At 44.7% G+C, this 24,756-nt stretch carries 21 protein-coding genes and 1 pseudogene; 7 read left to right on the forward strand and 15 right to left on the reverse strand.

The window, feature by feature from the left end; genetic code table 11:
- Positions 1 to 479: 479 nt before the first annotated feature.
- The 3 genes from MHH46_RS24800 to MHH46_RS24810 form a co-directional block, all read right to left on the reverse strand.
- Positions 480 to 3,155, reverse strand: coding sequence for a ComEC/Rec2 family competence protein (locus MHH46_RS24800; protein WP_076193260.1), 2,676 nt, complete (start codon positions 3,153 to 3,155; stop codon positions 480 to 482).
- Positions 3,156 to 3,270: 115 nt separating this feature from the next.
- Entirely contained in the window at positions 3,271 to 3,789 is a 519-nt protein-coding gene (locus tag MHH46_RS24805; RefSeq protein ID WP_076137388.1) for a dCMP deaminase family protein, read from the reverse strand.
- Between the two features lie 112 nt (positions 3,790 to 3,901).
- Entirely contained in the window at positions 3,902 to 4,603 is a 702-nt protein-coding gene (locus MHH46_RS24810) for a ComEA family DNA-binding protein (RefSeq protein ID WP_076193258.1), read from the reverse strand.
- Positions 4,604 to 4,790: 187 nt separating this feature from the next.
- Between MHH46_RS24810 and comER the strand changes: the two genes are divergently transcribed.
- Complete coding sequence (gene comER / locus MHH46_RS24815) at positions 4,791 to 5,642, forward strand: late competence protein ComER (protein WP_036677548.1); 852 nt, start codon at positions 4,791 to 4,793, stop codon at positions 5,640 to 5,642.
- A gap of 61 nt (positions 5,643 to 5,703) precedes the next feature.
- On the opposite strand, the gene leuS is transcribed toward comER, so the two are convergent.
- The 6 genes from leuS to MHH46_RS24845 all read right to left on the reverse strand — a co-directional run bounded on the left by leuS (position 5,704) and on the right by MHH46_RS24845 (position 12,492).
- Entirely contained in the window at positions 5,704 to 8,154 is a 2,451-nt protein-coding gene (gene leuS, locus MHH46_RS24820; RefSeq protein WP_076193256.1) for a leucine--tRNA ligase, read from the reverse strand.
- A gap of 517 nt (positions 8,155 to 8,671) precedes the next feature.
- Positions 8,672 to 9,739, reverse strand: a complete 1,068-nt coding sequence (locus tag MHH46_RS24825; RefSeq protein WP_036677553.1) for an AI-2E family transporter — start codon at positions 9,737 to 9,739, stop codon at positions 8,672 to 8,674.
- 179 nt (positions 9,740 to 9,918) lie between these two features.
- A complete protein-coding gene (locus tag MHH46_RS24830) occupies positions 9,919 to 10,128 on the reverse strand; it encodes a hypothetical protein (RefSeq protein WP_036677557.1) in 210 nt (69 codons plus the stop codon).
- 14 nt (positions 10,129 to 10,142) lie between these two features.
- Positions 10,143 to 10,664: a PRC-barrel domain-containing protein gene (locus MHH46_RS24835; protein WP_076193251.1), complete on the reverse strand. Its 522-nt coding sequence runs from the start codon at positions 10,662 to 10,664 to the stop codon at positions 10,143 to 10,145.
- Between the two features lie 92 nt (positions 10,665 to 10,756).
- Positions 10,757 to 11,908, reverse strand: a complete 1,152-nt coding sequence (locus tag MHH46_RS24840; protein ID WP_076185495.1) for a cysteine desulfurase family protein — start codon at positions 11,906 to 11,908, stop codon at positions 10,757 to 10,759.
- A gap of 128 nt (positions 11,909 to 12,036) precedes the next feature.
- The gene (locus MHH46_RS24845; protein WP_076129681.1) at positions 12,037 to 12,492 is read right to left on the reverse strand and encodes a DUF523 domain-containing protein; all 456 of its coding nucleotides are present in this window, start codon (positions 12,490 to 12,492) and stop codon (positions 12,037 to 12,039) included.
- A 156-nt stretch (positions 12,493 to 12,648) separates the two neighbouring features.
- Here MHH46_RS24845 and MHH46_RS24850 point away from each other — a divergent pair, with 156 nt between their 5' ends.
- Entirely contained in the window at positions 12,649 to 13,317 is a 669-nt protein-coding gene (locus MHH46_RS24850) for an SOS response-associated peptidase (protein ID WP_076193250.1), read from the forward strand.
- A 113-nt stretch (positions 13,318 to 13,430) separates the two neighbouring features.
- Here the strand turns inward: MHH46_RS24850 and MHH46_RS24855 are convergent, their stop codons facing one another.
- From MHH46_RS24855 to MHH46_RS24865, 3 genes are all read right to left on the reverse strand, one after another.
- Positions 13,431 to 14,531, reverse strand: a complete 1,101-nt coding sequence (locus MHH46_RS24855) for a glycosyltransferase family 4 protein (RefSeq protein ID WP_256717216.1) — start codon at positions 14,529 to 14,531, stop codon at positions 13,431 to 13,433.
- A 22-nt stretch (positions 14,532 to 14,553) separates the two neighbouring features.
- The gene (locus tag MHH46_RS24860) at positions 14,554 to 15,762 is read right to left on the reverse strand and encodes a glycosyltransferase (protein WP_076193236.1); all 1,209 of its coding nucleotides are present in this window, start codon (positions 15,760 to 15,762) and stop codon (positions 14,554 to 14,556) included.
- Between the two features lie 158 nt (positions 15,763 to 15,920).
- Positions 15,921 to 16,295, reverse strand: coding sequence for a hypothetical protein (locus MHH46_RS24865; protein ID WP_076129677.1), 375 nt, complete (start codon positions 16,293 to 16,295; stop codon positions 15,921 to 15,923).
- A gap of 274 nt (positions 16,296 to 16,569) precedes the next feature.
- On the opposite strand from MHH46_RS24865, the gene MHH46_RS24870 reads away from it, so the two are divergent.
- Positions 16,570 to 17,013, forward strand: coding sequence for a carboxymuconolactone decarboxylase family protein (locus MHH46_RS24870; RefSeq protein ID WP_076129676.1), 444 nt, complete (start codon positions 16,570 to 16,572; stop codon positions 17,011 to 17,013).
- A gap of 179 nt (positions 17,014 to 17,192) precedes the next feature.
- Here the strand turns inward: MHH46_RS24870 and MHH46_RS24875 are convergent, their stop codons facing one another.
- Complete coding sequence (locus MHH46_RS24875) at positions 17,193 to 17,645, reverse strand: MarR family winged helix-turn-helix transcriptional regulator (RefSeq protein ID WP_076105880.1); 453 nt, start codon at positions 17,643 to 17,645, stop codon at positions 17,193 to 17,195.
- Between the two features lie 128 nt (positions 17,646 to 17,773).
- On the opposite strand from MHH46_RS24875, the gene MHH46_RS24880 reads away from it, so the two are divergent.
- The 3 genes and pseudogenes from MHH46_RS24880 to MHH46_RS24890 all read left to right on the forward strand — a co-directional run bounded on the left by MHH46_RS24880 (position 17,774) and on the right by MHH46_RS24890 (position 19,358).
- On the forward strand, positions 17,774 to 18,220 hold the full coding sequence (locus tag MHH46_RS24880) for a GNAT family N-acetyltransferase (protein WP_076193234.1): 447 nt from the start codon (positions 17,774 to 17,776) through the stop codon (positions 18,218 to 18,220).
- A pseudogene (locus tag MHH46_RS24885) lies at positions 18,217 to 18,860 on the forward strand (YitT family protein). The gene MHH46_RS24880 and the pseudogene MHH46_RS24885 overlap by 4 nt, the downstream one beginning before the upstream one ends.
- Before the next feature lie 42 nt (positions 18,861 to 18,902).
- Positions 18,903 to 19,358 (forward strand): GNAT family N-acetyltransferase, encoded by a 456-nt coding sequence (locus MHH46_RS24890; protein WP_076193232.1) that lies wholly within the window; start codon positions 18,903 to 18,905, stop codon positions 19,356 to 19,358.
- Positions 19,359 to 19,560: 202 nt separating this feature from the next.
- Here the strand turns inward: MHH46_RS24890 and cymR are convergent, their stop codons facing one another.
- Positions 19,561 to 19,980 (reverse strand): cysteine metabolism transcriptional regulator CymR, encoded by a 420-nt coding sequence (gene cymR, locus MHH46_RS24895; RefSeq protein WP_036677599.1) that lies wholly within the window; start codon positions 19,978 to 19,980, stop codon positions 19,561 to 19,563.
- Between the two features lie 294 nt (positions 19,981 to 20,274).
- On the opposite strand from cymR, the gene mnmA reads away from it, so the two are divergent.
- Positions 20,275 to 21,396 (forward strand): tRNA 2-thiouridine(34) synthase MnmA, encoded by a 1,122-nt coding sequence (mnmA, locus tag MHH46_RS24900; RefSeq protein WP_076193287.1) that lies wholly within the window; start codon positions 20,275 to 20,277, stop codon positions 21,394 to 21,396.
- Positions 21,397 to 21,764: 368 nt separating this feature from the next.
- Here the strand turns inward: mnmA and MHH46_RS24905 are convergent, their stop codons facing one another.
- Positions 21,765 to 24,749 carry a glycoside hydrolase family 48 protein gene (locus MHH46_RS24905; RefSeq protein ID WP_081387886.1) on the reverse strand — a complete coding sequence of 995 codons (2,985 nt, stop codon included), beginning with the start codon at positions 24,747 to 24,749 and terminating at the stop codon, positions 21,765 to 21,767.
- Positions 24,750 to 24,756 lie beyond the last annotated feature (7 nt).

Here is a 24,756-nt window from a genome sequence, read left to right on the forward strand (position 1 = left end):
GACAGGGACAACAGTTACATACTTAGAACAGCAGGTGCTAGAACAAATGGACTGGGATCATCAGCAAGTAACAGGAACTTATGTGAAAGTTAGTATCGCTACAACGATAATATGTAATTGAGGTGCTTTGATATGTTCATATGGAGCGTTTAGTTGCACTTAGTGCAACTAAAAAAGATCTTTCCAGCTCATAAAGTGATTTAGTTGCACTTCATGCAACTATTTCTGCTCAAATTTAGAAAAATAGGCGTTTTTTCAGATTTTAAGTGTACAAAGTGCAACTAAATGAAGAACCAGCTACTTTAAATTGCGATCTATTGCACAAAGTGCAACTAAACAAGGTTTTAGTTTTATAGTGGTGTAAAAGACCACGAAAGGAGCTTTAAAGGGGCCTTAAAGGGGCTTTAAAGGGACTTTATAGAGTCTGCGAAAATTAACATACACCACCCAGCGCTCAATCACATTACTCGACTACCTCCCTAATCCGCTCCCTCCGCCAACTTATGACGCACAATAATCCCTTCGGCCCGCACACGCATCTGAATCTCTCCCTGCTGATCCGTTCTATAAATAGCAGCTTGATTAACTTCCAAACGTTCCAATACCTCAGCTTTCGGATGACCATATAGATTATTTACTCCCGCAGAAATCACCGCAGCAGCTGGTTGCCAAAACTGCAGCCAAGACTCGCCTGTTGAAGTTTTGCTCCCATGGTGAGCTACTTTTAAAACGTCAATGGCAGGTCCTGCGTTAATGCCCTTTTGCAGGGCTTGCTGCACAATCTCCTCCTCGGCTTCCAGATCCATATCTCCGGTAAATAGAAAATTTCTTCCGTTCATCTCTAGACGAAAAACTACAGAATCGTGGTTCTGATCCTCCAACAGTGGGATGCTATTCAGCATAGAAGAACCTGACGCTGCTCCCTCTCTATCTTGTTCTTCCGGCCATAAAAAGGACAGCTCCGTCTTATCATCCGGGGAAAGCCTCATTCCCTGATGTACGGCATACAGTTGAACATTGTTCTCCAGCGCAGTCCGCATCATCTCCATATAAGATTCACGGTCAGCGAGTGTGCCATTAAAAAGCAGTGCCGAAACCGGAATTGCCTCCATAACGGCTTGGAGTCCCCCGGCATGATCCTGATCCCCATGAGTCAAAATAATCGCGTCCAGACGGTGGATCCCACGTTTTTTAAGCAAAGGCACCAACACTTTAGCCCCTACCTCGAACGGGCTGCGGCGAATGCGCCATTCTTCTTTTTGCCCAAAATTTAACGTTCCTCCACCATCTACAAGAATATGAGCTCCTTTTGGTGTAGTGATGAGGATACTGTCGCCTTGCCCGATATCCAGGTAACTAATCGTCCCTTTACCCGCCTGACGTTCTGACTGATAACCCTTGTACAGCATTAGGCCCAGTCCAACCGCAGATAGTAGAACAATCGCTCCGCTCCAACGTACAATCTTAGGTTCATCCAAAAAATACTGTGCGCTCCCCGTTCTCCCAAACCCGCCGTGCTTGTTCACAGATAAACCAATCTCAGCTAACGGCCTCGTCTCATCCTCCATATACTGAGGTGTTGCGCGGGCTTCTACTCTTAGCTTGGCAGCATACAACAGCCCATACAATAAGACATAATACACTCCGATCCACAGCAGTGAAGGCGAGCGCCAAATCAGAACTCCGCCAGCAAAACCATTAATCCATTCAACCGCATAAAAAGTAACGTTATTCAGCAGCTCCGTAATATGTGCCAAAAAAATCGCGGCATCTCCCCACAATCGTCCAAGCAGTAGCGCAAGCGTTCCTAACGGCAATACGATAAAAGTAATAAAGGGCACAAAAACCAGATTAGCCACTAAAGACAGCAGAGAAAATTGATTAAAATAATAAATCGTCAATGGAAATGAGACCAACTGGGCAACTAGAGTCACAGAGACGGCGCTTTTAAGCCAGCGTGGCAGTGCGCTCAGCAGAGGGTCCATAAGCGGAACGTAGACCATTAATCCTAAGGTCACCAGAAACGACAACTGGAAACTGACACTGAGCAGCATGTAAGGATTCCAAATCAGCATAACCAGTGCCGCTGCAGCCAAAATATTCAGTCCATCCTTCAGCATGCCAACTCGTGCAGCGAGCAATGCAATCATACTCATTAATCCCGCACGCACGATAGACGGACCCGCACCTGTCAACAGGACGTATACAGGAACGAGCACTAAGGTGACTGTTAGCGTGGTTTCTTTTGTCATCCGTAAGCGCCTGAATATAAATAAAAGAACACCAACATACACCGCAACATGCATACCTGAAATGGCGAGGATATGTGTCAAACCAAGTTGTGAGAACTGCTTAAAGGTATCCGGATCGAGATCATCCTGCATCCCAATCACCAAACCCTTCATATATCCAGAGTGGCGCGCTTGAAACAGCCGATCCGTCTCCGCTCCAAGAACTGCCCGCGCTTTATCATTCCAGCGTAAGATCATTAACGGATTCCATGAATCTGGAGCAGTTGCTTGTACATTTTCTGCACCTTGACTCTTTAGAAGCCAGTGAATCTTCTGCGTATGCAAATAGGCCCGATAATCAAACCCTCCGTAATTCCGCGCTGTTGCTGGCTCTTCAAGTACACCGTTTAGCGACACCTGATCCCCTCTGCGCCACTCCGCAGCAATAGCGATTTCTTGCTCGGCAAGTAGTTTGATCTGCACCATAATTAACTCCCCATGCACTCTTTTATCTTGTTCGTCCCGCGGATCAGGTGAAGCGGCATCTTCCTCTGTAATCAATGATAACTCTGAGAGCTTCATCGTAAAATCAACCCGGTCCCCGTCCCGTTCCACCACGGAAACTATCGTCCCCTTAGCCTCCACGGCAGTCTCATTCAACTCCGACAATAATCTCCCTAGCGCTTCAGGCAGGTGACTTAAATTACGGCCTTCATTCCATTCCCAATATCCAGCGGATAAACTAATCGCCAAACAAAATATCGCCAGCTGTTTCCAGCTCATGTTCACCCAAACCCTCATACTCACCAGTAAAATTAATAAACCAGCCCACGCCAACCACGTTCTAAACCCTGAACCTAAACACGCTGCTGCACTTCCAGCAATCCAGCACACTGTAAAACTTAATAAGGGTCTCTCCTTCATGCCTCCACTCTCCTCCTTTCGCAAGATAAAAAAAAAGAACCTCTGCATACGCCATAAAAGCGCACGAGAGGTTCTTCCTCAAGCCATCTTATTCAATTAGGGTTGTACAATACAGCTACTCCGCTACTTTAATCATCGTTTCACTTGGCGGCTCATAGTTCTCCAATTGGCGAAATACGATGCCTTTGGCAGCCATCATTGCTTCTACCTTTTCCATATCCTTACGGTAAGGACGATAATACACAATCTCCACAATACCGCTATTAGCCAGCATATTTGCACAGGTCCAGCAAGGCTCATCCGTCACGTAGACGGTACTGCCTTCCCGGTCAATCCGGTCTGTGAATAGCAAAAGATTCTGTTCGGCATGAATCGTGCGAATGCAGCGCTGTTTCTTCACCATAGTCTCTACGCCATCCACGATCTCCATCTCATATTGCTCCGAGAGCATACAACCTGCCTCTGAGCAATCAGGTACGCCCATTGGCGCCCCGTTGTACGCGGTACCAAGCAGCTTCTTGCCTTGCACCAGTACAGCACCTACATGTCGTCGTGAGCAGCGTGAACGAGTTGAGACCATACAGGCAATGTCCATGAAATAAGTATCCCAGTCTTTACGATAGGCAGTAGTCATAATCAATCTCCATATCCTTCTAAATAGTTGTTAACTATTGTAGCACATCCCCGCAAGTTTTCACTAGGACAACGGTTGTGGCACTTCCAACGATCTTCATTTCTTATTATCTTCAAAATATTACTAAAGCTTTTAACTTCTCCAGCATTTTAGGTCCTATCCCCTTTACCTTCCCCAGATCAGACAGGCTGCGAAAGGTCCCTGCACGGTTGCGGTAATCCATAATTGCCTGAGCCTTCTTTTCTCCGATGCCCGGAAGATCCATCAGCTCCTTAACACCCGCAGTATTCACATTTACTTTACCTTCCTGTGAAGCTGCTGATATGGAAAGCTCAGTTGTCTCCTTAGCCGCAACAACTTTATCCCCTGCCGGCGTTTGCTTCCCTGCAATGTTTGGCATTTGAACTTCTGCCCCTGCTGGTGCTTGGCCTTCTGCCATTGGCGTTTGGCCCGCTCCTTCTGCTCTCTCCCCCGCAACTGCTGTCGAAGCTTTTTCAGCTTCCGAAGTTTGGTCAGCTTGTTCTGCTTGCGCAGCCTCCTTAACCTTCTCACCGTCTTCAGCATTCCCAGCAGCTTCAGCCTGCCCTGCATCTTTCTCTAAATGTAGCTTATTTCCCTTCGTCTGATGACCTCCCTCACTGCCCCCAGCAGCTGGAGCGGCACCAGACTCAGCGATTCCAACCGCTTGCTCCATACCAACATTCAAAGTCTCCCACCCGGCAATCCCGGAATCGCCCTTGCTCCCTGCCGCCCATAAAAGCCCACTTCCTATTACAGCAGCAGCCACTCCGAGTACGATACTTCCTTTATTCATATTACTTTCCTCCTCACAAAAATTCTTCTTATGCCTTTTTGTGAATCTTCATACATTCCTGCGGCTGGAAACTCCTTTAATAATTCATACAAAACCTGTCATCTGTCCAAGTCTATCCTGCATACATATAACGAAGAGCATTCATGTCAGTTAGTAAATAAGCAACGCTAGAAAGGAGGAACCACAGGTGAAAGTTGGATTTATCGGAACAGGCAGCATGGGCAGCCTGCTGATTGACGCCTTTCTTTCTTCCGGAGCCCTGAATCCGTGCGATGTACTCGCCAGCAACCGCAGTCTGAATAAACTGCTGGAGCTAGAAGATCGTCATCCCGGCATAAACTTATGCGGAAGCAATAGTGAAACAGCGACTGGAAGTGACATTGTTTTTTTATGTGTAAAACCGCTGGAATTCAAAACCTTAACAGATGAGATCGGCCCTTATCTCCGCAGCGATCAAATCGTCGTATCCATTACAAGTCCCGTTCAATTGCAACATCTGGAATCCGCTTTGCCGTCCAAAATAGCCAAGATCATCCCCAGCATTACACACTGTGTCAAAAGTGGGACATCACTGTGCATATTTGGCAGCAGGCTTAATAAAGAAGACAGGCTCGTGCTGCTGCAGCTGTTGTCTTTCATAGGTGTTCCTTTGGAAATTCAAGAGGCCCATACCCGAATCGCTTCTGATTTCTCCAGCTGCGGACCTGCGTTCTTGAGCTATTTCATTGAACGCTGGATTGAAGCTGCGGTGGAAGTTACCGGGATTGAAGAGACGTTAATCAGCCGGCTTGCAGGTGAAATGCTGCTTGGAACAGGCAAGCTGCTAACAGAAGGAGAATTCACCCCGCAAGAGCTTCAAGAACGTGTAGCTGTCCGTGGTGGGATTACCGCAGAAGCACTGAACCATCTTCGCATTAGCCTTGAGGGCGTATTCGAACGTCTCATCATGACTACCCATGATAAATACGATGAGGATGTTACCAAGCTGGATGCGTTATTTGGGCATGACGGTATTATTCAAAGTCCCGTAGACCGTTAGAAAACAATAAAACCCGCAGCACGGAATTCTCCGTTGCTGCGGGCAATATTGCGTTCTTCGCTTAACCCACTACGATATTTACAAGCTTGCCAGGAACCGCAATGATCTTGCGTACGGTTTTACCTTCTACTGCTGCACTCACATTCGGGAGTGACAACGCATGAGCTTGCATCTCTTCTTGACCCATATCCTGCGGGATCAACGCGCGTTGTACGATTTTACCATTTACCTGAATAACGATTTCAACCTCAGCATCCACCGTCCATGCTTCATCATACGTTGGCCAAGCCACGTAGCTGATACTTCCTTCGTGACCGAGCAGCTGCCACAGCTCTTCAGCGATGTGAGGCGCCAGTGGTGACAACATTTGTACGAAGTGTTCAGCAGCTTCTTGGGACAAAGTTTCTTGCTTATAAGCATCGTTAATAAAAATCATCAATTGGCTAATTGAGGTATTGAAACGCAGATGCTCGAAATCATCAGTGACCTTCTTAATGGTCTTGTGCCAAGTGCGTTTGAACTCGTCAGTGCCACCGTCTGCTGTGATTTTGGTGCTCAGCTTACCATCTTCACTCACGAACAGGCGCCATACACGGGACAAGAAACGGTGAACTCCTTCTACACCCTTTTCATTCCAAGGTTTGGTTGCTTCCAGAGGGCCCATAAACATTTCATACACACGCAGCGTATCTGCACCAAATGCTTCCACAATCTCATCAGGGTTGATGACATTTCCGCGTGATTTACTCATTTTTTCATTATTATTTCCAAGAATCATACCTTGGTTAACCAGCTTATGGAAAGGTTCTTTTGTTTCAACTACGCCGAGATCATAAAGCACCTTGTGCCAGAATCGTGCATAGAGCAAGTGAAGCACGGCATGTTCCGCTCCACCAATATACAGATCTACTGGAAGCCATGCTTTTTGTTTCTCAGGGGAGCACAGCTCTTGATCATTTTTCGGATCAATATAACGCAGGTAATACCAGCAGCTGCCCGCCCATTGCGGCATGGTGTTCGTCTCGCGGCGAGCCTTCATGCCAGTCTCAGGATCGATAGTTTCCACCCACTCTGTTACATTCGCAAGTGGAGATTCCCCTGTACCCGAAGGTTTGATTGCCTCTACATCTGGCAGTACCAGCGGCAGCTGATCAACCGGAACAGTCTTCATTGTGCCGTCTTCCAAATGCAGAATTGGAATGGGCTCTCCCCAGTAGCGTTGACGGCTGAACAGCCAGTCACGCAGACGATAAGTTACTTTGCCTTTACCTACGCCCTTCTCTTCCAACCAAGCAATCATCTTCGCAATCGCTTCTTCATTCTTGAGTCCATTCAGGAAATCAGAATTGACATGCGGCCCATCTCCGGAATAAGCCTCTTCTTCAACGTTGCCGCCTTGAACGACTTCCACGATATTCAGGCCGAATTGTTTAGCAAATTCCCAGTCGCGAGTATCGTGACCCGGAACTGCCATAATTGCTCCCGTTCCGTAACCAGCAAGCACATAATCTGCAATCCAGATTGGCGCCTTCGCACCATTCACAGGATTAATTGCATATGCGCCTGTGAAGACACCACTCTTCTCTTTCGCCAAATCCGTACGCTCCAGATCGCTCTTACGTGAAGCTTTTTCACGATATCCTGCCACAGCAGCACGCTGTGCTTCAGTTGTAATCACATCAACAAGCTCATGCTCTGGTGCCAATACGCAGTAACTTGCTCCGAACAGTGTATCTGGACGTGTAGTAAACACGGTCAGGTTAGCTTCGTGACCTTCAATGTTAAAGTTCACTTCTGCACCTGTTGATTTCCCGATCCAGTTGCGCTGCATATCCTTGATGCTTTCGGACCAATCCAGCTCTTCCAGATCCTCCAGCAAACGCTCAGCGTACTCTGTAATTCTCAGAATCCATTGACGCATCGGTTTGCGCACGACAGGGTGACCTCCGCGCTCACTTTTACCATCGATAACCTCTTCGTTGGCAAGTACCGTACCCAGTGCCTCACACCAGTTAACAGGTACTTCTGCTACATAAGCCAGGCCTTTGTTATACAACTGGATAAAAATCCATTGTGTCCATTTATAATAATCCGGATCTGTCGTACTGATCTCGCGGTCCCAATCGTAGGAGAAACCCAGCGATTTGATCTGACGACGGAAATTATCGATGTTCTTATCGGTAAAATCACGTGGATGCTGGCCGGTATCCATCGCATACTGCTCTGCCGGAAGTCCAAAAGCATCCCAGCCCATCGGATGCAATACGTTGAAACCGCGCATCCGTTTGTAGCGAGAAACGATATCCGTCGCTGTGTAACCCTCTGGATGACCTACGTGCAGTCCTGCACCTGAAGGATACGGAAACATATCCAGTGCATAAAAATTGGGTTTTTCAGGATCTTCTCCTGTCTTAAAGCTTTTGTTCTCATCCCAGAACTTTTGCCATTTCGGCTCAATAGCCTGCGCCCGGTAACCAGTAGCGGGTATGCTATTTGTTTGGTTGTCGCTCATTGTCTGCTCCTCCTTGGAGTGTTACTTCTTAGATTTCTTATTTCTTAACCAAGCATATTCGCCCTCGGTGTCCATATAAGGACGGTAAGCATTTATGCGGGAAATATAAGACATGAAGTATTGCGTGAAACGTATACTCTCTTATATTTACAAAAAAACCTCCCATCCCTAGCGTATTATCGCTAGGGACGAGAGGTTATAATTCCCGTGGTACCACCCTAGTTAGCGGCTGAATATACTTTATTCTGCCACTCACTTTGCACCCTTTAGCGGGGGTGAGGCGACGGCGGTTCATTCATGACATCCATTATCTCTTATGGATATCCTGTAAACTTGCACCGTTACTCCGAGGTGAGTTCACTCTGTTCCGTTAACCGACTCGCACCTTAGTGCCGGCTCTCTGCAATAACGGTATAGAATTAATACTCCTCATCATCGAACAACTATATACTGAGTCATCAGTAATATTCCCCAACATTATATACAAAACTGTTATCAATAGTCAATGATTATCCCTTTATACAGGCTTTCGTTTGATTAAAAACGCCATAAAGTGTTGAATAACGACTTTTGCAGCTGCAAAGAACGGTACAGCAAGGATCAGTCCAATCATCCCTGCCAGCTCACCACCTACCAGCAATGCAAAGATAATAAGCAGCGGATGCAAATGTAGCGTCCTGCCTACTACCTGTGGAGAAATAATATTGCTCTCCACAATTTGGCATAAAGTGTTTACCACAGCAACCAGTAGAACTAATCGAAAAGAGACGGTCGAAGCCATCACAATAGCAGGTGCAGCCCCTAGAAAAGGACCCATATACGGAACAATATTAAATACTGCCACCACACTGGCGAACAGTAAGGCATAAGGCATTCCGACGATAGCATAGCCGATATAGGCGAGCACACCTATAATGATGCAGACCAGAAATTGTCCACGAATGTAATTGCCGAGCGCGGCATCAATATCTTTTAACAAAGTAACAATAGACTTGCGGCGTGCGCGGGGCAGACAAGAGACCACCGTCCGTTCAAATACGTCAAAATCCTTCAGAATATAGAACACCAGAAACGGCACGATAAAAGCATTGAACAGCAAGTTAATCGTTGTCCCTATGTTATCGAGAAAATGAGAAATCCCTTCGGCCAGACGATTCTCCAGTTGAAAAAACCAGTTGTTCATCCCCATTTCAACCCCAGGTGGTATTAGCCTTGTATTCATATGGCTCATCAGGCCTTGGGCTTGCAGTGTGATCTCAGGCAGATGTTCATTTAACTCTTCAAGCTGCTCAATAAACATCGGGATAAGGTTGATTGCGATCACGGTAATCGCCGTTAGAAACACTGCATATATAAGTAGAACAGCTACGCTACGCGGCATCTTCCGTCCGGCCAGCATACTAACCACGGGATTCAGCACATAGGAAATAATCATAGCTGCCAGAAATGGAGCGAGGATTGCCTTTAAGAATACAAAAATCCCCTGCAGCATCGGACGAAGCAACCAAACAAAATACAAAATGATCAGGGATAGCAGCACTCCGATCATCCAGCGGAACCATTTACTTTGGGACCATTGTTCCATGAGAGTACCCTCCTGCGGTAGAGCCTGGACTAGCTTCGTAAATAAGTATATGTATGGCCGCAGCAAAATAACCATCAAACACACAAAAAAGCGTCAATAACCTTGCAACTGATTTCAGCTGAAAGGAAATTGACGCTTAAGTACATAGAGCAGTCTTGCTTACAAAGCAAGATTCATAGTTAAGACGACGCATGAATTTGCGGGAAATCCTGAGTCATATCATCCCCGGAGAACAGGTCGTCCAGTGAGCTTAGTGTGCCGTCTTCTTCAACTTGATAAACCGACATTTTCTCGCCATTTACCGTCAATTCGATGAAACAGCCCCAGCAATAAAACTGGTGGGAACCGATCTTTCCGATATCTTTGGAGTTGCAGTTTGGACACTTCATATAATACATTCCACCTATCCGTTAACAATATTAATGGCTTTTTGTAGCCGTTCTTCGCTCATCGCAGGAACCATTAATGCATTCTCACCAATGGACATCTCGTCAGAACAAGGCAGCCATTTGCGGCCTTCGATCAAATCAGTGACAAGCCCGTCACTAATTTCCAGCGCTCCTATTGTGTTTCCCAAATTTTGGTCAAAATAAACATCAGATATTCGTCCGAGTATAGTTCCAGTTGTAGTTAGCACTTTTAAATCCTTAAGTTTGTTCTTTCCAAGTAGAAAAGTACAAGGTATATGATCGGCATCTATCTTATCAATCGACTCTTTACTACGAATCATGACAGCATCCTCGCCGTAGGCCACAATATCTTCCCATGCCACAAATTTCACATGGCCACCAAAAAAAGATTTGCTTTCCAGTTCAATACCCGTAATATTCCAGTTTGAATCGAGCAAAATATCGACAATTTTGCCGATTGCGTTACCCTCTTCAACTTCATATACAGCCAAGCCGATCAGATCTTGAAGTTTCATGGCTGCTCGGTCTCCTCACTTTGAGTGTAATTACGAGTTCTCAAAAAGTGAAAGCCCGAATGATCGGGATACCTATCATAGCCTAGAAGTAACTAGTCTCTGATACGCAGCCGATTCAGAATGGTTTCAACTTTTCGAGCAACGTACTCAATTTCTTCAGTAGTATTACCCAAACCCATGCTAAATCGAATCGCGGACCCTAAAATATTTTCTGGAAGCTCCATTGCTCTCAGAACATGGGATATTTCCAGTGATCCTGACGTGCAGGCTGAACCGCTTGCCGCCGCAATCCCGTCCATATCCAGGTTCATCAGCATAACATCTGTTCTAGCTCCCGGGAAGCTCAAATTCAGTATACTTGGCAAAAAATGCTCGGTATTGCCGTTAATCGAATAACTTTCCCGTCCAATCAGCGTATCCAGCTCTTCAAGTAGTCTATTGCGCAGGAGCTGCACTTTTTGTCGACGTTCTGATAGACCTGTAACTGCTATCTCAACAGCCTTGGCAAATCCAGCAGTACCTGCTAGATTTTCTGTTCCGGCTCGTCTGCCGCGCTCCTGAAGGCCACCGTGGAGTCTTGGATGCAGCGGTGCTCCACTCCGCACATAAAGGCCACCGATCCCCCCAGGTCCATTGATTTTGTGAGCTGTAAAGCTCATGTAATCTACCGGAAGCTCCCGCAGTGTGATCGGTAAGGCACCAAGAGCTTGTACAGCATCAACATGGAACAGAATTCCCCGCTCTCTGGCAAGCTGGCCAATTTCCTGAATCGGCTGAACGGTTCCTACCTCATTGTTGGCATACATTACACTGATTAGCACCGTGTCTTCCTGCACCGCTGCTTCTACGTCTGCAACGGATACTCGGCCTGTAGAATCCACAGGAAGATAAGTAACCTTAAAGCCTTCCTTCTCCAGCTCTTCGCAGGTATGTAGCACTGCATGATGTTCTATCGCAGAGGTGATAATATGATTGCCTTTCTGGGCAACAGCAGCGACAGCTCCATAGAGGGCTAGATTGTCGCTTTCGGTTCCGCCGCCAGTGAACACCCACTCTTCCGGCGAGCAGCCTAAAAAGGCGGCGATAGTATCGCGCGCCCCATTTAATATTCTCTTGGCTGAACGTCCGAACTGATGTACACTGGACGCATTTCCATATTGTTCTGTCATTATATTCAGCATGACCTTGGCCACCTCGGGATGAACCGGAGTTGATGCGGCGTGGTCCAAATAGATGGTTTTCATCATTCATTTCTCCACTTCTAGGGTATAGGACAATAGTTCGTTTTTAAGAACTATTAAATTATACCGCGCGAGAAGTTAGTTTTCCACAAACTAAAGAACACAATATTGTAATCAATTCCCTGTATAGGCTAGGATAATGACAGCCAATTCTCTTCAGAGGTAACTTCTATGCCGTTTTTTCTAAGTAAAGCCGCAGTCACGCCGTTGCCAGCGATCTTCTTCCCTTTGAACTCTCCGTTATAAATCATGGTGCTGCCGCAAGAAGGACTGTTTTCCTTGAGGACTACCATCGTGGCTGAAACCTCTTGAGCTTTTTCAAGCGTAATATAGGCCCCTTTTAAATATAGTTCTGTTACATCTGTTCCCGACCGGTCCACTACTTTTGCCGTTCCTGCAAGCACATCCTCACCATCCCCGCCGACAATTTCAGCTGGCTCTCTAGGCGTAGAGAATCCCCCTAATAATTCCGGACACACAGCAATAGCCTGATTCTCATTCAAAAGCTTCTGAATTTTCTCATCCAAACAATCCGTACCATTATATCTTACCTTCATGCCAGCTAAACAAGAGCTTACCAAAATCACCTATATGCACCGCTTTCTTCATTCATTGTGCTTCGTTTATAATAAGATACAACCCTCAACAGCCGTTCAAGCTAAGAAATATTTCGAGCATAACATGCTGATTACAAGCTGTAAACAAATCTAGCCTCAAAAACGACCGAATGGGAAGTGTATAAAATGTGCGGACGATATACAATAACAGTCACCATGGAAGAGCTGATGGTCAGATATTTTGCCAATGATTCTACCATTATCCACTATGCTCCAGCATATAACGCAGCACCCATGCAGCAAATTCCGGCAGTCATTAACACAGGGTCCAGCAATAAACTTGGGGAACTGCGCTGGGGTCTGGTTCCTTCTTGGGCCAAAGATGATAAAATCGGCAGTAAAATGATCAATGCCCGGGCAGAGTCACTCCTTGAGAAGCCTTCTTTCAAGCGATTAGTAAGCTCCCGCCGCTGCATCATCCCTTCTGATGGTTTCTATGAATGGAAGGCACAGGGCAGCAGTAAACAGCCCATGCGAATCGTGATGCGCGATGGGGGTATTTTTTCAATGGCCGGATTGTATGATATTTGGATGGACCCTGAAGGTAATAAATTAAGTACCTGCACGATTATAACGACTACCCCAAATGAACTTATGGCTGAAATCCACAACCGTATGCCAGTTATTTTGAAGCCTGAGGATGAGCCTGAATGGCTAAGCCGGAGCAATCAGGACGCAACTTCGTTAATAAAGCTTCTTAAACCCTATGATCAGCATCAAATGAGAGCCTATCCGGTTTCCACTGCAGTGGGAAATGTCCGGAATAATACGAAGGAATTAATCAATGAGATATAGAAAACAATATTATTCAAATGGTAGGAATGATTGTCACCCTTTTATTGACACTAATTCTGACCTCGTTGTTAATCCATGAAAAAACATCTTAGCCCTGCAGATTAACCGCAGAGTTAAGACCAGCGCCGCTCAATTTGAATTCTACGTCCCATCAATTGATGATACATCTGTAGAAATCTGTCTGCATACAGCTCGGAGGACAGGTTAGTCCGGATATGCCATTCTCCATTCATCCTGATTCTGGCCCGCAGTGCCGGATCATCCATTAAGGATAGAGCAGCATTCACAGCTTCATCCAGCTGCCCTCTCGTGTATATTTTTCCAGTGTGATTGTTAATGACAAGTCTTCGAACGCCGTCTGAATCTGTAGTAAGTACAGGACAACGGCACAACATCGCCTCAGCAACCGCGTATCCAAATCCTTCCAAAATCGAGGTCGAAAGGAGCAAACCTCCCGAATCACCAATAATGCTCATATAATCTGCCATTTGCTCATGAGGAATATTGGAATACGAAATTAATCGTGAAGAAATCCCTGTCTCAGCTACAAATTGATCAAAGCTTTCTTTTTGCTCTGGATCAAACAACGTATCATCCTGAAAAATCCATAAATAAAGCTCGGGATGGATCGTCAGCAGCCTTTGCCCGATTTGCAGAAATTCCCGCCAATTCTTATTCGTTTGAATGCGTCCTACCCAACCGAGGATAGGGAAACTTTTCGCGGGATAATTGGTATATCCAAACTGATCGCAATCGATCGGATCATCAAAACAATATTGTGGAATGGTTGGAAATCCGCCTTTGAAAAGCGCCTGCAAATGGGTTGTTTCCGGATACAGCAGTGCATCGGTGAGCCTGTAAATGCGCTCTGTAAAATTATTAACGACCTGCTCAGCTTCATCTAAGGTACCTAAACCCTGCACTTCAAAAACAAGCGCCCCTTTATACCCAAACCCTCGAATCCGCTCTGCTAAGTTAATATCCGTACACACTACAATTAAGTCAAAAGCTTCCCGAGCAAGCATTGCCCTGATCTCGTCATCACTATTGGTAATATGCGTTTGAATGTTACGGATATTCTGCTGTCCTTTTCCATGGTGTGTATACAGTAAATGGCACTCTACACCGCGAGCATATAACGCTTGGCAGCGAACTCGGTTCAGAGTTTGCATACCACCACTCGGGTTATAAAAAGTGAACAAAATCTTCATCATGATCACTCATTCGCAAATTATTTTAGGTAAAAGAGGTCTTCAACAAATCATACAAATCCGCGCTGCGAAACAGCTCATTATAATAGTGGCTTTTGGTCGAGGGGACATGTCTGTGTCGAAATCCAATCAAGCTATGATCATCCGTGTAGTAGTTGGAAATCGTATCCCCACCCGTAGTAATCAAAGCTTCCAGCATGTACTCAATATCGAGCGCTCCTATAAAAACCTTTGGACCTAAAACTATCGTAAATGGGGTGGATAGCTGCTCAATAGCACTGCAAATCGCGTGTGACTCCACAGCCCCAGGCAGCCAAGCGAACGCTGTCGCAGGATGAGGTATGGTTTCCAATAGAGCTGATGGCTGACGTGTAGTTGATAAATCCAGCACCCGGCATTCATAATTGCTATACGTTTGTTCGTACAGATTCTCTATCCTCGTTATTTCATCCGCACAAGCATTCACTACAGGATATAAAACGGTAATCAACGCCGGAATCCCTCTGCGAAACCGCGCCTGATGGCGGGTCAAATGATAGGCATATCTCCATCTACGATGATTTTCAACCGAATGTAACTGGGCAGATACACTAAAGGTAGAATCTACACGATAATTCACCAGTTCCACCGGTATAAAGCGAATCTCACAATGTTCAGCCAGTCTCAGCCAGTAATCATAATCTTCCACCGGTTCCATTCCATAAGCTCCAACAAGCTTCGCAATCTGTGTTTTGTACATAAAAGATACGCCAATGAGCGAATAATCCAGCAATCTCTCTTTGGGCTGTGACTGATAATTACGCTGCGTAGCCAATTGATGTTCGTTGTGAAGAAACTTTCCCTCGTTATCGATGCTTTGAAAAGAACTGAACACGATGCCTAACTCCTGTGGACCTCTAACTAGCGCCCCCCGAAGGATTTCGAGGAAACGGGGTTCATAAACATTGTCGCTGGAAACCCAACTCAAATATTGAATACTGGGCTCACTAAACAAAAGATCAAAGCCAGTATTCAGTGCATGTGCTATACCCCTGTTCTGTGCGTAAGAGATAACCGTTACCCTCGGATCTTCGACAATAATGGATCTCACGAGCGGTTCCATATCTGGTGCTCCATCGATCACAACAACCAGCCGAAAATTGGTAAAAGATTGGTGTAGAACAGACTGCAGAGCTTGCCGCAGAAACTCCGGCTTTTGGGTATACACAGGCATAACTACTCCTACATCCGCCATGATTTTTACCTCTCTCTACATTGGAGTATAAAATCAGTATATTTTGATTCCTCTCATATGATTGTGTGAATGCCCCTAAAATACTTTATTGCGCCTAAAAAAGCAGCAATCGCCCTATTTCTGTCAGCGACTGCTGCTTAATGGTCTAAACGTTACTATTATATAGGGATAGATAATGCCGTAATCTGCGTCAATTCAGATTGAAGCACTCGCTGATCAGTAACTAGATTTCCGAACTCGTCCAGCCCATACACGGAGGTAACTACTTCTGCCAAAGGAAAAGGACTACTAATTTGTACCTCGTAAGCCAAATTGCCCCCAATGAAAAACTCTCTAATATCAGAACTCTTTGCAGGAACGTAATACCCTGTGACATAAAGCGGAGTAAGAGCTGGCATCGAATATGGAACACCAAAAACTTCGACGATCATCATTGCACTCGCATTACTTGTGTTACGAACACTGACTACTACATTACTTGCTGCAGTACCAGTTGCTCTTGTATTTGTAATAAGACCTGTTGTATAAGGCATTTCCTCACTCCTCCTCTTGGTTTCTATCAACTTATTCACCAGGAAGCCGATAGTTGTGAGGCAAGAGGAAGGGGAAACTCGTGGAATAACAGCCAATTAGACAGGTAGAAGATTATATTGACATCATTTCCGTTCCGCTTTGAGGATATGTCGGCGGGTGATTTCTGCCTTCTTATAAATAAAAAAAATAAGTACAAATGTTCGCATATAAAGAATAATAGTGTTAAAATAAAGTTATACTATTCCTAAACTAAAGCCTAAGGAGTCTTGCCTAATGAGTCAAAGAGTTGCTTACAATGAAGTTGCACCTGAGGGTATGAAAATCATGATGGATATGGAGATGTACACCAAAAAATCTACGATTAATCGGACTACAAGAGAACTTATCAAAATCAGAGTTTCTCAAATTAACGGATGTGCTTTCTGTATAGATATGCATACATCCGAAGCTCGTAAAATGGGTGAAACTGAACAACGAATTTATTGTTTAAATGTTTGGGAGGAATGTAGTTTTTATACACCTGAAGAGAAGGTTGCTCTCGAACTAGCTGAGCATATTACGCTGATCCCTTCCAAAAGAGTTCCGGATGAGCTATATAAGCAAGTACGTGAACATTACGATGAGAAACAATATGTTGATCTTGTGCTGATTATTAATCAAATCAACAGTTGGAACAGAATTTCTATTGCAATGGGAAATACCCCCGCAGCACAATAATTAACATTAATTAACCTTAATGAACACTTTAGGGTGTTCTTTTTTTATTCTCCGCTCCGTACGTTCCACGGCTCCGTTGATATATGAATCATCTCATTAAAATGCCCTGCCAGTATAATCACTAGCAAGACATTTTTTCTTGCGATCGTGTTGGGTTAGTTCAATAACAATTGCTGATTTTAGTACTCTCTTTTATTTCCCTTCTTTACGTATTCCCACTCAACCTCAACATTTTTCCTAACTCTTTGCAAAAGTTGAAACAAGACTTCCGTTTCTTTTTCAGATAATCCTGCTAACGCAACCAAGTCGGTATGGTCCCCTTCTCTCTTCAGAAAAGAGTAGGCTTGTTTACCTTTTTCAGTTGTGAATAACCTTTTTATTTTTTTGTTTGTTTCATCGTCTTTCTTTTCAATAAAACCTTGGATTTCAAGCTTCTGAATCGCACGCGCTGCTGTTGTTCGGTCCACCTTTATCATTTCCGACAGCTTTTCTTGAATAATGCCCGGATTCTCATATATCCGGACCAGATATAAATACTGCCCCTTTGTAAGCTCTAATTCCTTGAACTCTATATTACTTATGGAATCTAATGCCCTCGCTATCATTCCAACTTCACGAAGGATCTCTTTCATTCAATCACCTACCAGTTCCAATATTGTTGTATTTACAACAATATTGATTGTATATATACTTATAATTGTCGTTAATTCATTATGACGTTTTTCCTAAAAAAAACAAATACAGAATGGAGTAAGCAAGAATGAATCTTAAAAGAATTACAATAATCGAGGAACTTGAAGCTGCATTTTCAATCAGAAAAAAAGTATTTGTTGAGGAACAAGGCGTTCCCCTTAATGATGAATTTGATGAATTCGATACACTGAATGGAGAATGTGAACATGTCCTGGCCTATTATGATGGGCAACCAGTTGCCACAGGAAGGATCCGCGTTCTTGATGGTATAGGTAAGTTAGAGCGTATTTGCATCCTAGAACCTTATCGTAAATTTGGAATTGGGAAAAAAATTATTTCTGCATTAGAAGAGATCGTGGTGGAAAAGGGGAATCAAAAAGTTAAATTGCACGGGCAAACTCAGGCGGAGGGCTTCTATAAAAAACTTGGTTATCGGGCTTCATCTACTGAATTTATGGAGGATGGCATCCCTCATCTTTTAATGACTAAAGATCTTTCTGCTTCAAAAGAATGAAGAAGTTTAGTGTAACTACGTTTTCCATTTTCACTTGCGGGATTTTCATCTTAACCCTAGGCGTTTCACTAACAATAATCTCTGACCTTGGAGCGTCACCTTTTGATGCACTTTTAGTGGGTCTATCCAAAAATGTCGGTCTTACAGTAGGCAGTTGGGAAGTGCTGATCGCATGCCTATTGATTGGATGTAATTCATGTTTATCCAAGCAAAGACCGGAATTATTAGGGCTGGTAACTGCATTCATAGCAGGCTTAGGTATTGATATGTGGCTTTTTTGTTTAACCATCTGATCGAGCCTAATCTGTGGATCAGTAAAATTGCTTTTTATGGTTTAGGCTTAATCGCAATTGGATTAGGTACATCCATTTATTTATACGCAAATTTCGCACCGATTCCAGTGGACCGGCTAACATTAGTACTGCAAACGATAACTAGGCTTAGTATACTATTTACTAGAACAATCATTTATCTTGTTTTCTTATTTGCAGCTATTATTTTCAATGGACCTATTGGGATTGGCACTCTACTTACCATTTGTTTAGGCGGCTTAATTCTTAATTACTTTATGCCACTTACACAGAAAGCCTTGGACCGATTGCTACAACATACAACAGCGAACTCCGCTAAAGAAACTTGATATATACAACAAACCATAATCTTATCATTGGGAGTGAATAATATGGAGATTAGAATCGATAACTTAACCGGAACCGAAATCATAGCATTGATCAGTGAACATCTTCAGAGCATGTTTGAGCAATCTCCCCCAGAGAGTGTACATGCGTTAAATTTAGATAAATTAAAAACATCAGAAATCACCTTCTGGAGTGCCTGGGAGCAGGGCGAACTCTTAGGTTGCGGTGCTCTTAAAGACATGGGTAGCCATCATGGTGAAATCAAATCCATGCGTACTTCTACCAAGCATCTTAGGAAGGGCATTGCATCTAAAATGCTTGCCCATATTATTAAAGAAGCTAAGCAACAAGGCTATCGGAGGCTGAGCTTGGAAACCGGATCCACTGAAGGGTTCGAAGCGGCTAGAAAACTATATGAACAATATGGGTTTGAATACTGTAGTCCGTTTGCAGATTACATTGAAGACCCCTATAGTGTTTTTATGACGAAAGAATTATAAGTACTGTGGAGGTGCTAACTTGACTTCTAATCAATGGATACCGATTCTCGCAGCGTTCATCGGAGCCTTTTGCTGCTGGATTGCGCTCCTTAATAAACGTAAGAACAAATAGAATCACAGATAATAAAAGATAAAAAAAGACTCCCAAATGGGAGCCTAAAGGTTGATTCATAATACTGTTGAGTTATCTTTCATTGGAGATCTAAATATAAAACATGTAATTGTCAGCCAAACTTTCTTCTTTGTAGTTAATCAAATCATAAAGTGTTGTGGAATCCAGCACATCGGCAATACTGTCGCGAATACGCAACCATAAATCCCGTTTCGCTGCATCGTCCTCTTCCGTGAAGTCTACAGGAGAGATAGGGCCCTCCAGCACACGGATGATATCACCGGCAGTGATAGCATTCGCCTCACGCGACAAAATGTATCCGCCATATGCTCCACGAATACTTTTTACAAGTCCTGCATTGCGCAGAGGAGCAATTAGTTGCTCCAGATAATGCTCGGAAAGACCATTTTTCTCAGCGATACTCTTAAGTGAAGTTGGTCCTTCACCAAATTTCAGTGCAAGCTCCATCATAATTGTTAGTCCGTAACGACCTTTAGTTGATATTTTCAAAGGGGCACCTCTTTCAGTTTAATGTCTGATTATTGTATACTATTGATTCGGCAAGTCATTTGGATTGTCATATCAAGGTATTCCGATAATTACTCTCAGTTTATGTTATCATATCCGAAGTCACAAATGAAATGGAAAACAAAACATTTTACGAGAATGTTCACCCCAGGTGGACATTTTGTTGTTTCCAGTCTCTTATTTCAGAGGTTTAGAGTAGACAGGTATGTTATAATACATTTTGAGCCGGGTGTTCCATGAATGACCGGTATTTTGGGTACAGAAATGGTGATTACGATGACAAAAGCAAAACAAGACACCCGTGTCGTCGTCGGCATGTCCGGAGGGGTCGATTCCTCCGTCACGGCGCTTCTGCTCAAGCAGCAGGGCTATGACGTCATCGGCATCTTCATGAAGAACTGGGACGATACCGACGAATTCGGAGTATGTACGGCCGAAAGCGATGCAGAGGATGTTCGCCGCGTATGCGAGCAGATTGATATTCCTTACTATACCGTTAATTTCGAGAAGGAATACTTTGATAAGGTATTTTCTTATTTTCTCGATGAATATAAGGCCGGCCGGACGCCAAATCCTGACGTCATGTGCAACCGCGAGATTAAGTTTGGAGAATTTTTGAACAAAGCTCTTCAGCTTGGTGCCGATTATGTCGCAACTGGACATTACGCACGTGTTATAGAAGAAGATGGTGTGTACAAGCTGCTCCGCGGCGTAGACAACAATAAGGATCAAACCTATTTCCTGAATGCACTGGGGCAACATCAACTCTCTAAAACAATGTTCCCTATTGGACATCTGCCGAAACCTGAAGTGCGGAGAATTGCTGAAGAAGCAGGACTTTACACTGCCAAGAAAAAAGATAGCACAGGCGTCTGCTTTATCGGCGAGCGCAACTTCCGCGAATTCCTCAGCCAATATCTCCCGGCACAAGCTGGCGATATGGTTGACATAGTAACTGGAGAGATCAAAGGCCGCCATGACGGACTTATGTATTACACGTTAGGCCAACGCCAAGGCCTTGGTATTGGTGGCTCTGGCAACGGCGAACCGTGGTTTGTGGCTGAAAAAGATCTTAGCCGCAACATTCTTTATGTAGTACAAGGAGACAAGCACCACAGCCTGTACTCCACTAGCCTGATTGCTTCCGGTGTTAACTGGATTGACGGTCAAGCGCTTGGGCAAGAGCCGCTGAAATGCACCGCCAAATTCCGGTATCGCCAGCCAGATCAAGGCGTGACCCTTACAGCGCGGGAAGATGGAACGATTAATGTAACCTTTGATGTTCCACAAAAAGCGATCACCCCTGGTCAAGCCGTTGTCTTCTATCTCGGTGAGCAATGTCTCGGCGGCGGAACGATAGAATACGCGGAGAAGGTTGTTCCTTCAGCACAAGTGTGAATGTAAACCAAGCTTCTATAAAAGCTTGATCTACAAGTATTCGTAGTAACTCACAATATCTAACTAACATACCAAAAGCACGAAATAGTTGTATTTAATACAGCTATTTCGTGCTTTTTTATTTCTTTTTGGGTTTTAGTTGCACATTGTACAGTTAAACTGAGCTTATATCTCAATAAGTATCCATATACTGATAAATAGTTGTATGAAGTGCAATTAAATTACGTTGGCGCGGCTAGAGCCTATTTTAGTTGTAGGAAATACAATTAAAATGGACATGAAGCCACAATTAGTCGCAGTGCAGTCGCTAACCAGCCAATAACAAAAAAAGCCCCAGCCAAATGGCTAGGGCTTCCCTCATTTAGACTTTAAGGCTCAAGTCCCCATGCTAGAGCACCATTCAAGTACAACGGCACATGATTCCATTCCGTGTACGATGTTTTGGTAGGGTCATAAGAGTAGTCTCCAACCTCGTTGTAATTACTCCAGTCCGTTTTGTTGACCCGGATCTGGATATCACCCGTGTTGGCTCCCGGTGCAAGACTGCCTGCACCTGCGCCGAAGGAGATTTCTAAATAATAGTCCGCTCCAGTTTTGGCAGGGTCTACCTTCACGAATGTTCCCTGTATATTACTTCCACCGATGTTAGCATAGTCAACATTAAATTGTTGAGGTTTATCGCCATCAATCGTGTAATAATACCGCAGCTTTACATCGCTAAGCGCTACAGCCGTATCCCCATTGTTAACAATTTGCAGCTGCGGGCGGAACTGATTATCTCCCGGATTGGTATCACTTGTCCGATACTTCACCACCAAATCTCCTTGTGCCGGAATCGGTACATCCATAGGCTTGGCGTGTGCCTCAGGGGAATTCGGACTCTCCCCAACCACGTTGGAAGCACTAACTACATAGTAATAATCCGTACCGTTAACCACGGAAGCATCACTGTAAGTAGCTTGAGTGACAACAGCCACATCGCTATAAGGACCGCCAGTTGTTGCAGCTCTTTTCACAGTATAGCTTGTAGCTCCAGTTACGTTGTTCCAACTAAGATCTACAACTTGGTTACCAGCGACCGCACTTGGTTTAGAAGGTGCTTTTGGAGCTACTGGCTCAGTAGGCACGCTGCTGTTGATCAGTCGATCGTATTCTGCATAAGCAGTTGCCATATCTACTTGCGACCAGAAGCGATGGTAGGTAAATTCAGGGGCTCCATTGTCCCAAGTTTTAGTCACTTTATTAAAAGAAGTATTGTATTTGTCCAGCAGATATTGCCACTTGGAGTCATTTACGATATTTGGACGGATATCGGTATAGCTTGCATATACCCCATTTCCGCCTTTAGCAGGATCGGAAGGCACTGTTGATGTACCAGGGATTGTATTTCCTTGGCCGAATGTACCTGTCCAGCCGCTTGGGAAATAGACTTCTTTAGTGAAATAGCGAGAATAATCTGCACGGCTTTCGGTAGTTGCAATACCAATTCCATCGTTATAACCCCATGCCGTGTCTAACAAAGATTTAGCCAGTACCTGAGCTTCTCCTCCCAGAGTACTGTAGCTGCCATGTTCAGCTTTGGTGCCAGCCGCATAGAAGGTAAGTGCCTTAATATAGCTGCCCAGTACACCTGTATCTTGGCTTGGACTCTTAGTTACAGCTTTCAAGTTACTGTTTGCGGCAGAACCACTGAAGCCATTCCACGTATTAGGTTGTCCTGTCCATTCCACATTCCCTGGAATCCAGAATTCTCCTGGTGCAGAGACTGTAGCCACTTGCGGATTGGCGCCTCCAAGAATTCGATTTCCTTGGCTGTTCAGATAGTAACCTTCTGCATCCGTAACTGGACGTTTGTTGGCAAAGGCATAATCTTTAGACCAATCTACCCAATTTTCTATAACTTGTTTTGCCATTTGGAAGTTTTCAGATGTAGTGTCTCCGTTAGAAGCAAGGATATAGTACAGCTCCGCTACCCGCTCCACACTCCATGCCTGCATTCCGAACCAGTTATTGGATGGAGGATCGTGGTAGACTGGAGCTTCGTCATAGGCCATGCCATAAAAAGTACTGGTTCCAGCTGGATAAGCCTTGTAAGCGCCTTGATAACTATTGGTCGCTCCACCGGCAATTGCCCCTTCAGAGGACTGCAGCCAAGTATAAAATTCCAATTGACGTTTCAGAGAGTTTTCCCAATCCTGCCCAGCTGTAGCTGATGACGGAATCAGACCACCATCCGAATCAGAAAGTGCGTAGGCAGCCACGACATTCTGATACCCTTGGTGGGCATGGCTCGCACCGATTCTCCAAGCCCAGTTTCCTGTTGCTCCAAGTCCACCGCCCCATGCGGTATACCAAGCCAGAAGATATTGATTAGAGTCTTTGCCAGTCCCGGCATCAGGGGTGCCGTCAGTAGCAGCACTTCCTACTTTTTGGAAGTATTTATCATACATACCGTAACGCAGGAAATCGCCCATTTTCTTAGCTTTATTCAAATACACTGTATTGTTGTAGCCGAGCTCTTTAGCCCAGTACATTGCTTGTACTGCCCGTGCATCGGCATCTGTAGCATTCGTGTAACGCCATTGAGCGGAAGGCACGTTAGCTTCTTTTGTGAACAGACTCATGAAGCCTTCGTTTGCTTTTCCGAACGTTTTGTCATCTTGAGACGGGTGAGGGACCGCCTCCCAAACGGACTCTTGTTCACCCCGTTGGAATGTATTCACATAAGCAGCTGTATGCGTAGGATTCAGCAAGTTGCCGAAGCCGTACCAGTTGTCCACGTCTACCAGCCAGTGCATCAAGTAGGTCTGGTTGTTGCCATACGTCGCCTTCAATTCAGCATCTAGCGGATCTTTACCTGCTGTATACTGGCCACCTAGCTGACTTGGATACTGATCCGGCTGAGCATGCTCCGCTGCATACGTAGCCGGGCTGTTCGGATTGTAATAACTCATGGTTGGCTGCTCTTCCTTGCCATCACCTTCGTTAATAGGGATGATATACTTCTCCATGTTGTCCCAAGCGGATTCCAGCTTAGTCCAGTCCCCTGTGTGATAACCATAGAGTACCTCAAGCCACATCCAATAACTGTAAGCCTCCGAGGTCGTCATATGTCCGTAATCAGGGGCTTCACTCATCAAGGTCTCTACCGCATGATAAGGTACTCCTTCGGCAGAGAAATAACCATTTGCGGGGTCTTTTAGCTGCGCATATAATTGCAGAAATCGCGTCTGCTCCGTAGTTGAAGCGTGAGCAGTCTGAGGTCTAAAATTAAATAGACCGGTCATGAGTGAGAGAAACAGGACTGCGGCCATTATTACAGAAACAGGCTTCTTTATTAAGCTCAATTTCATCATCTTA

The sequence above is a fragment of the Paenibacillus sp. FSL H8-0175 genome, from assembly GCF_045040615.1.
Classification (GTDB): domain Bacteria; phylum Bacillota; class Bacilli; order Paenibacillales; family Paenibacillaceae; genus Paenibacillus_AQ; species Paenibacillus_AQ odorifer.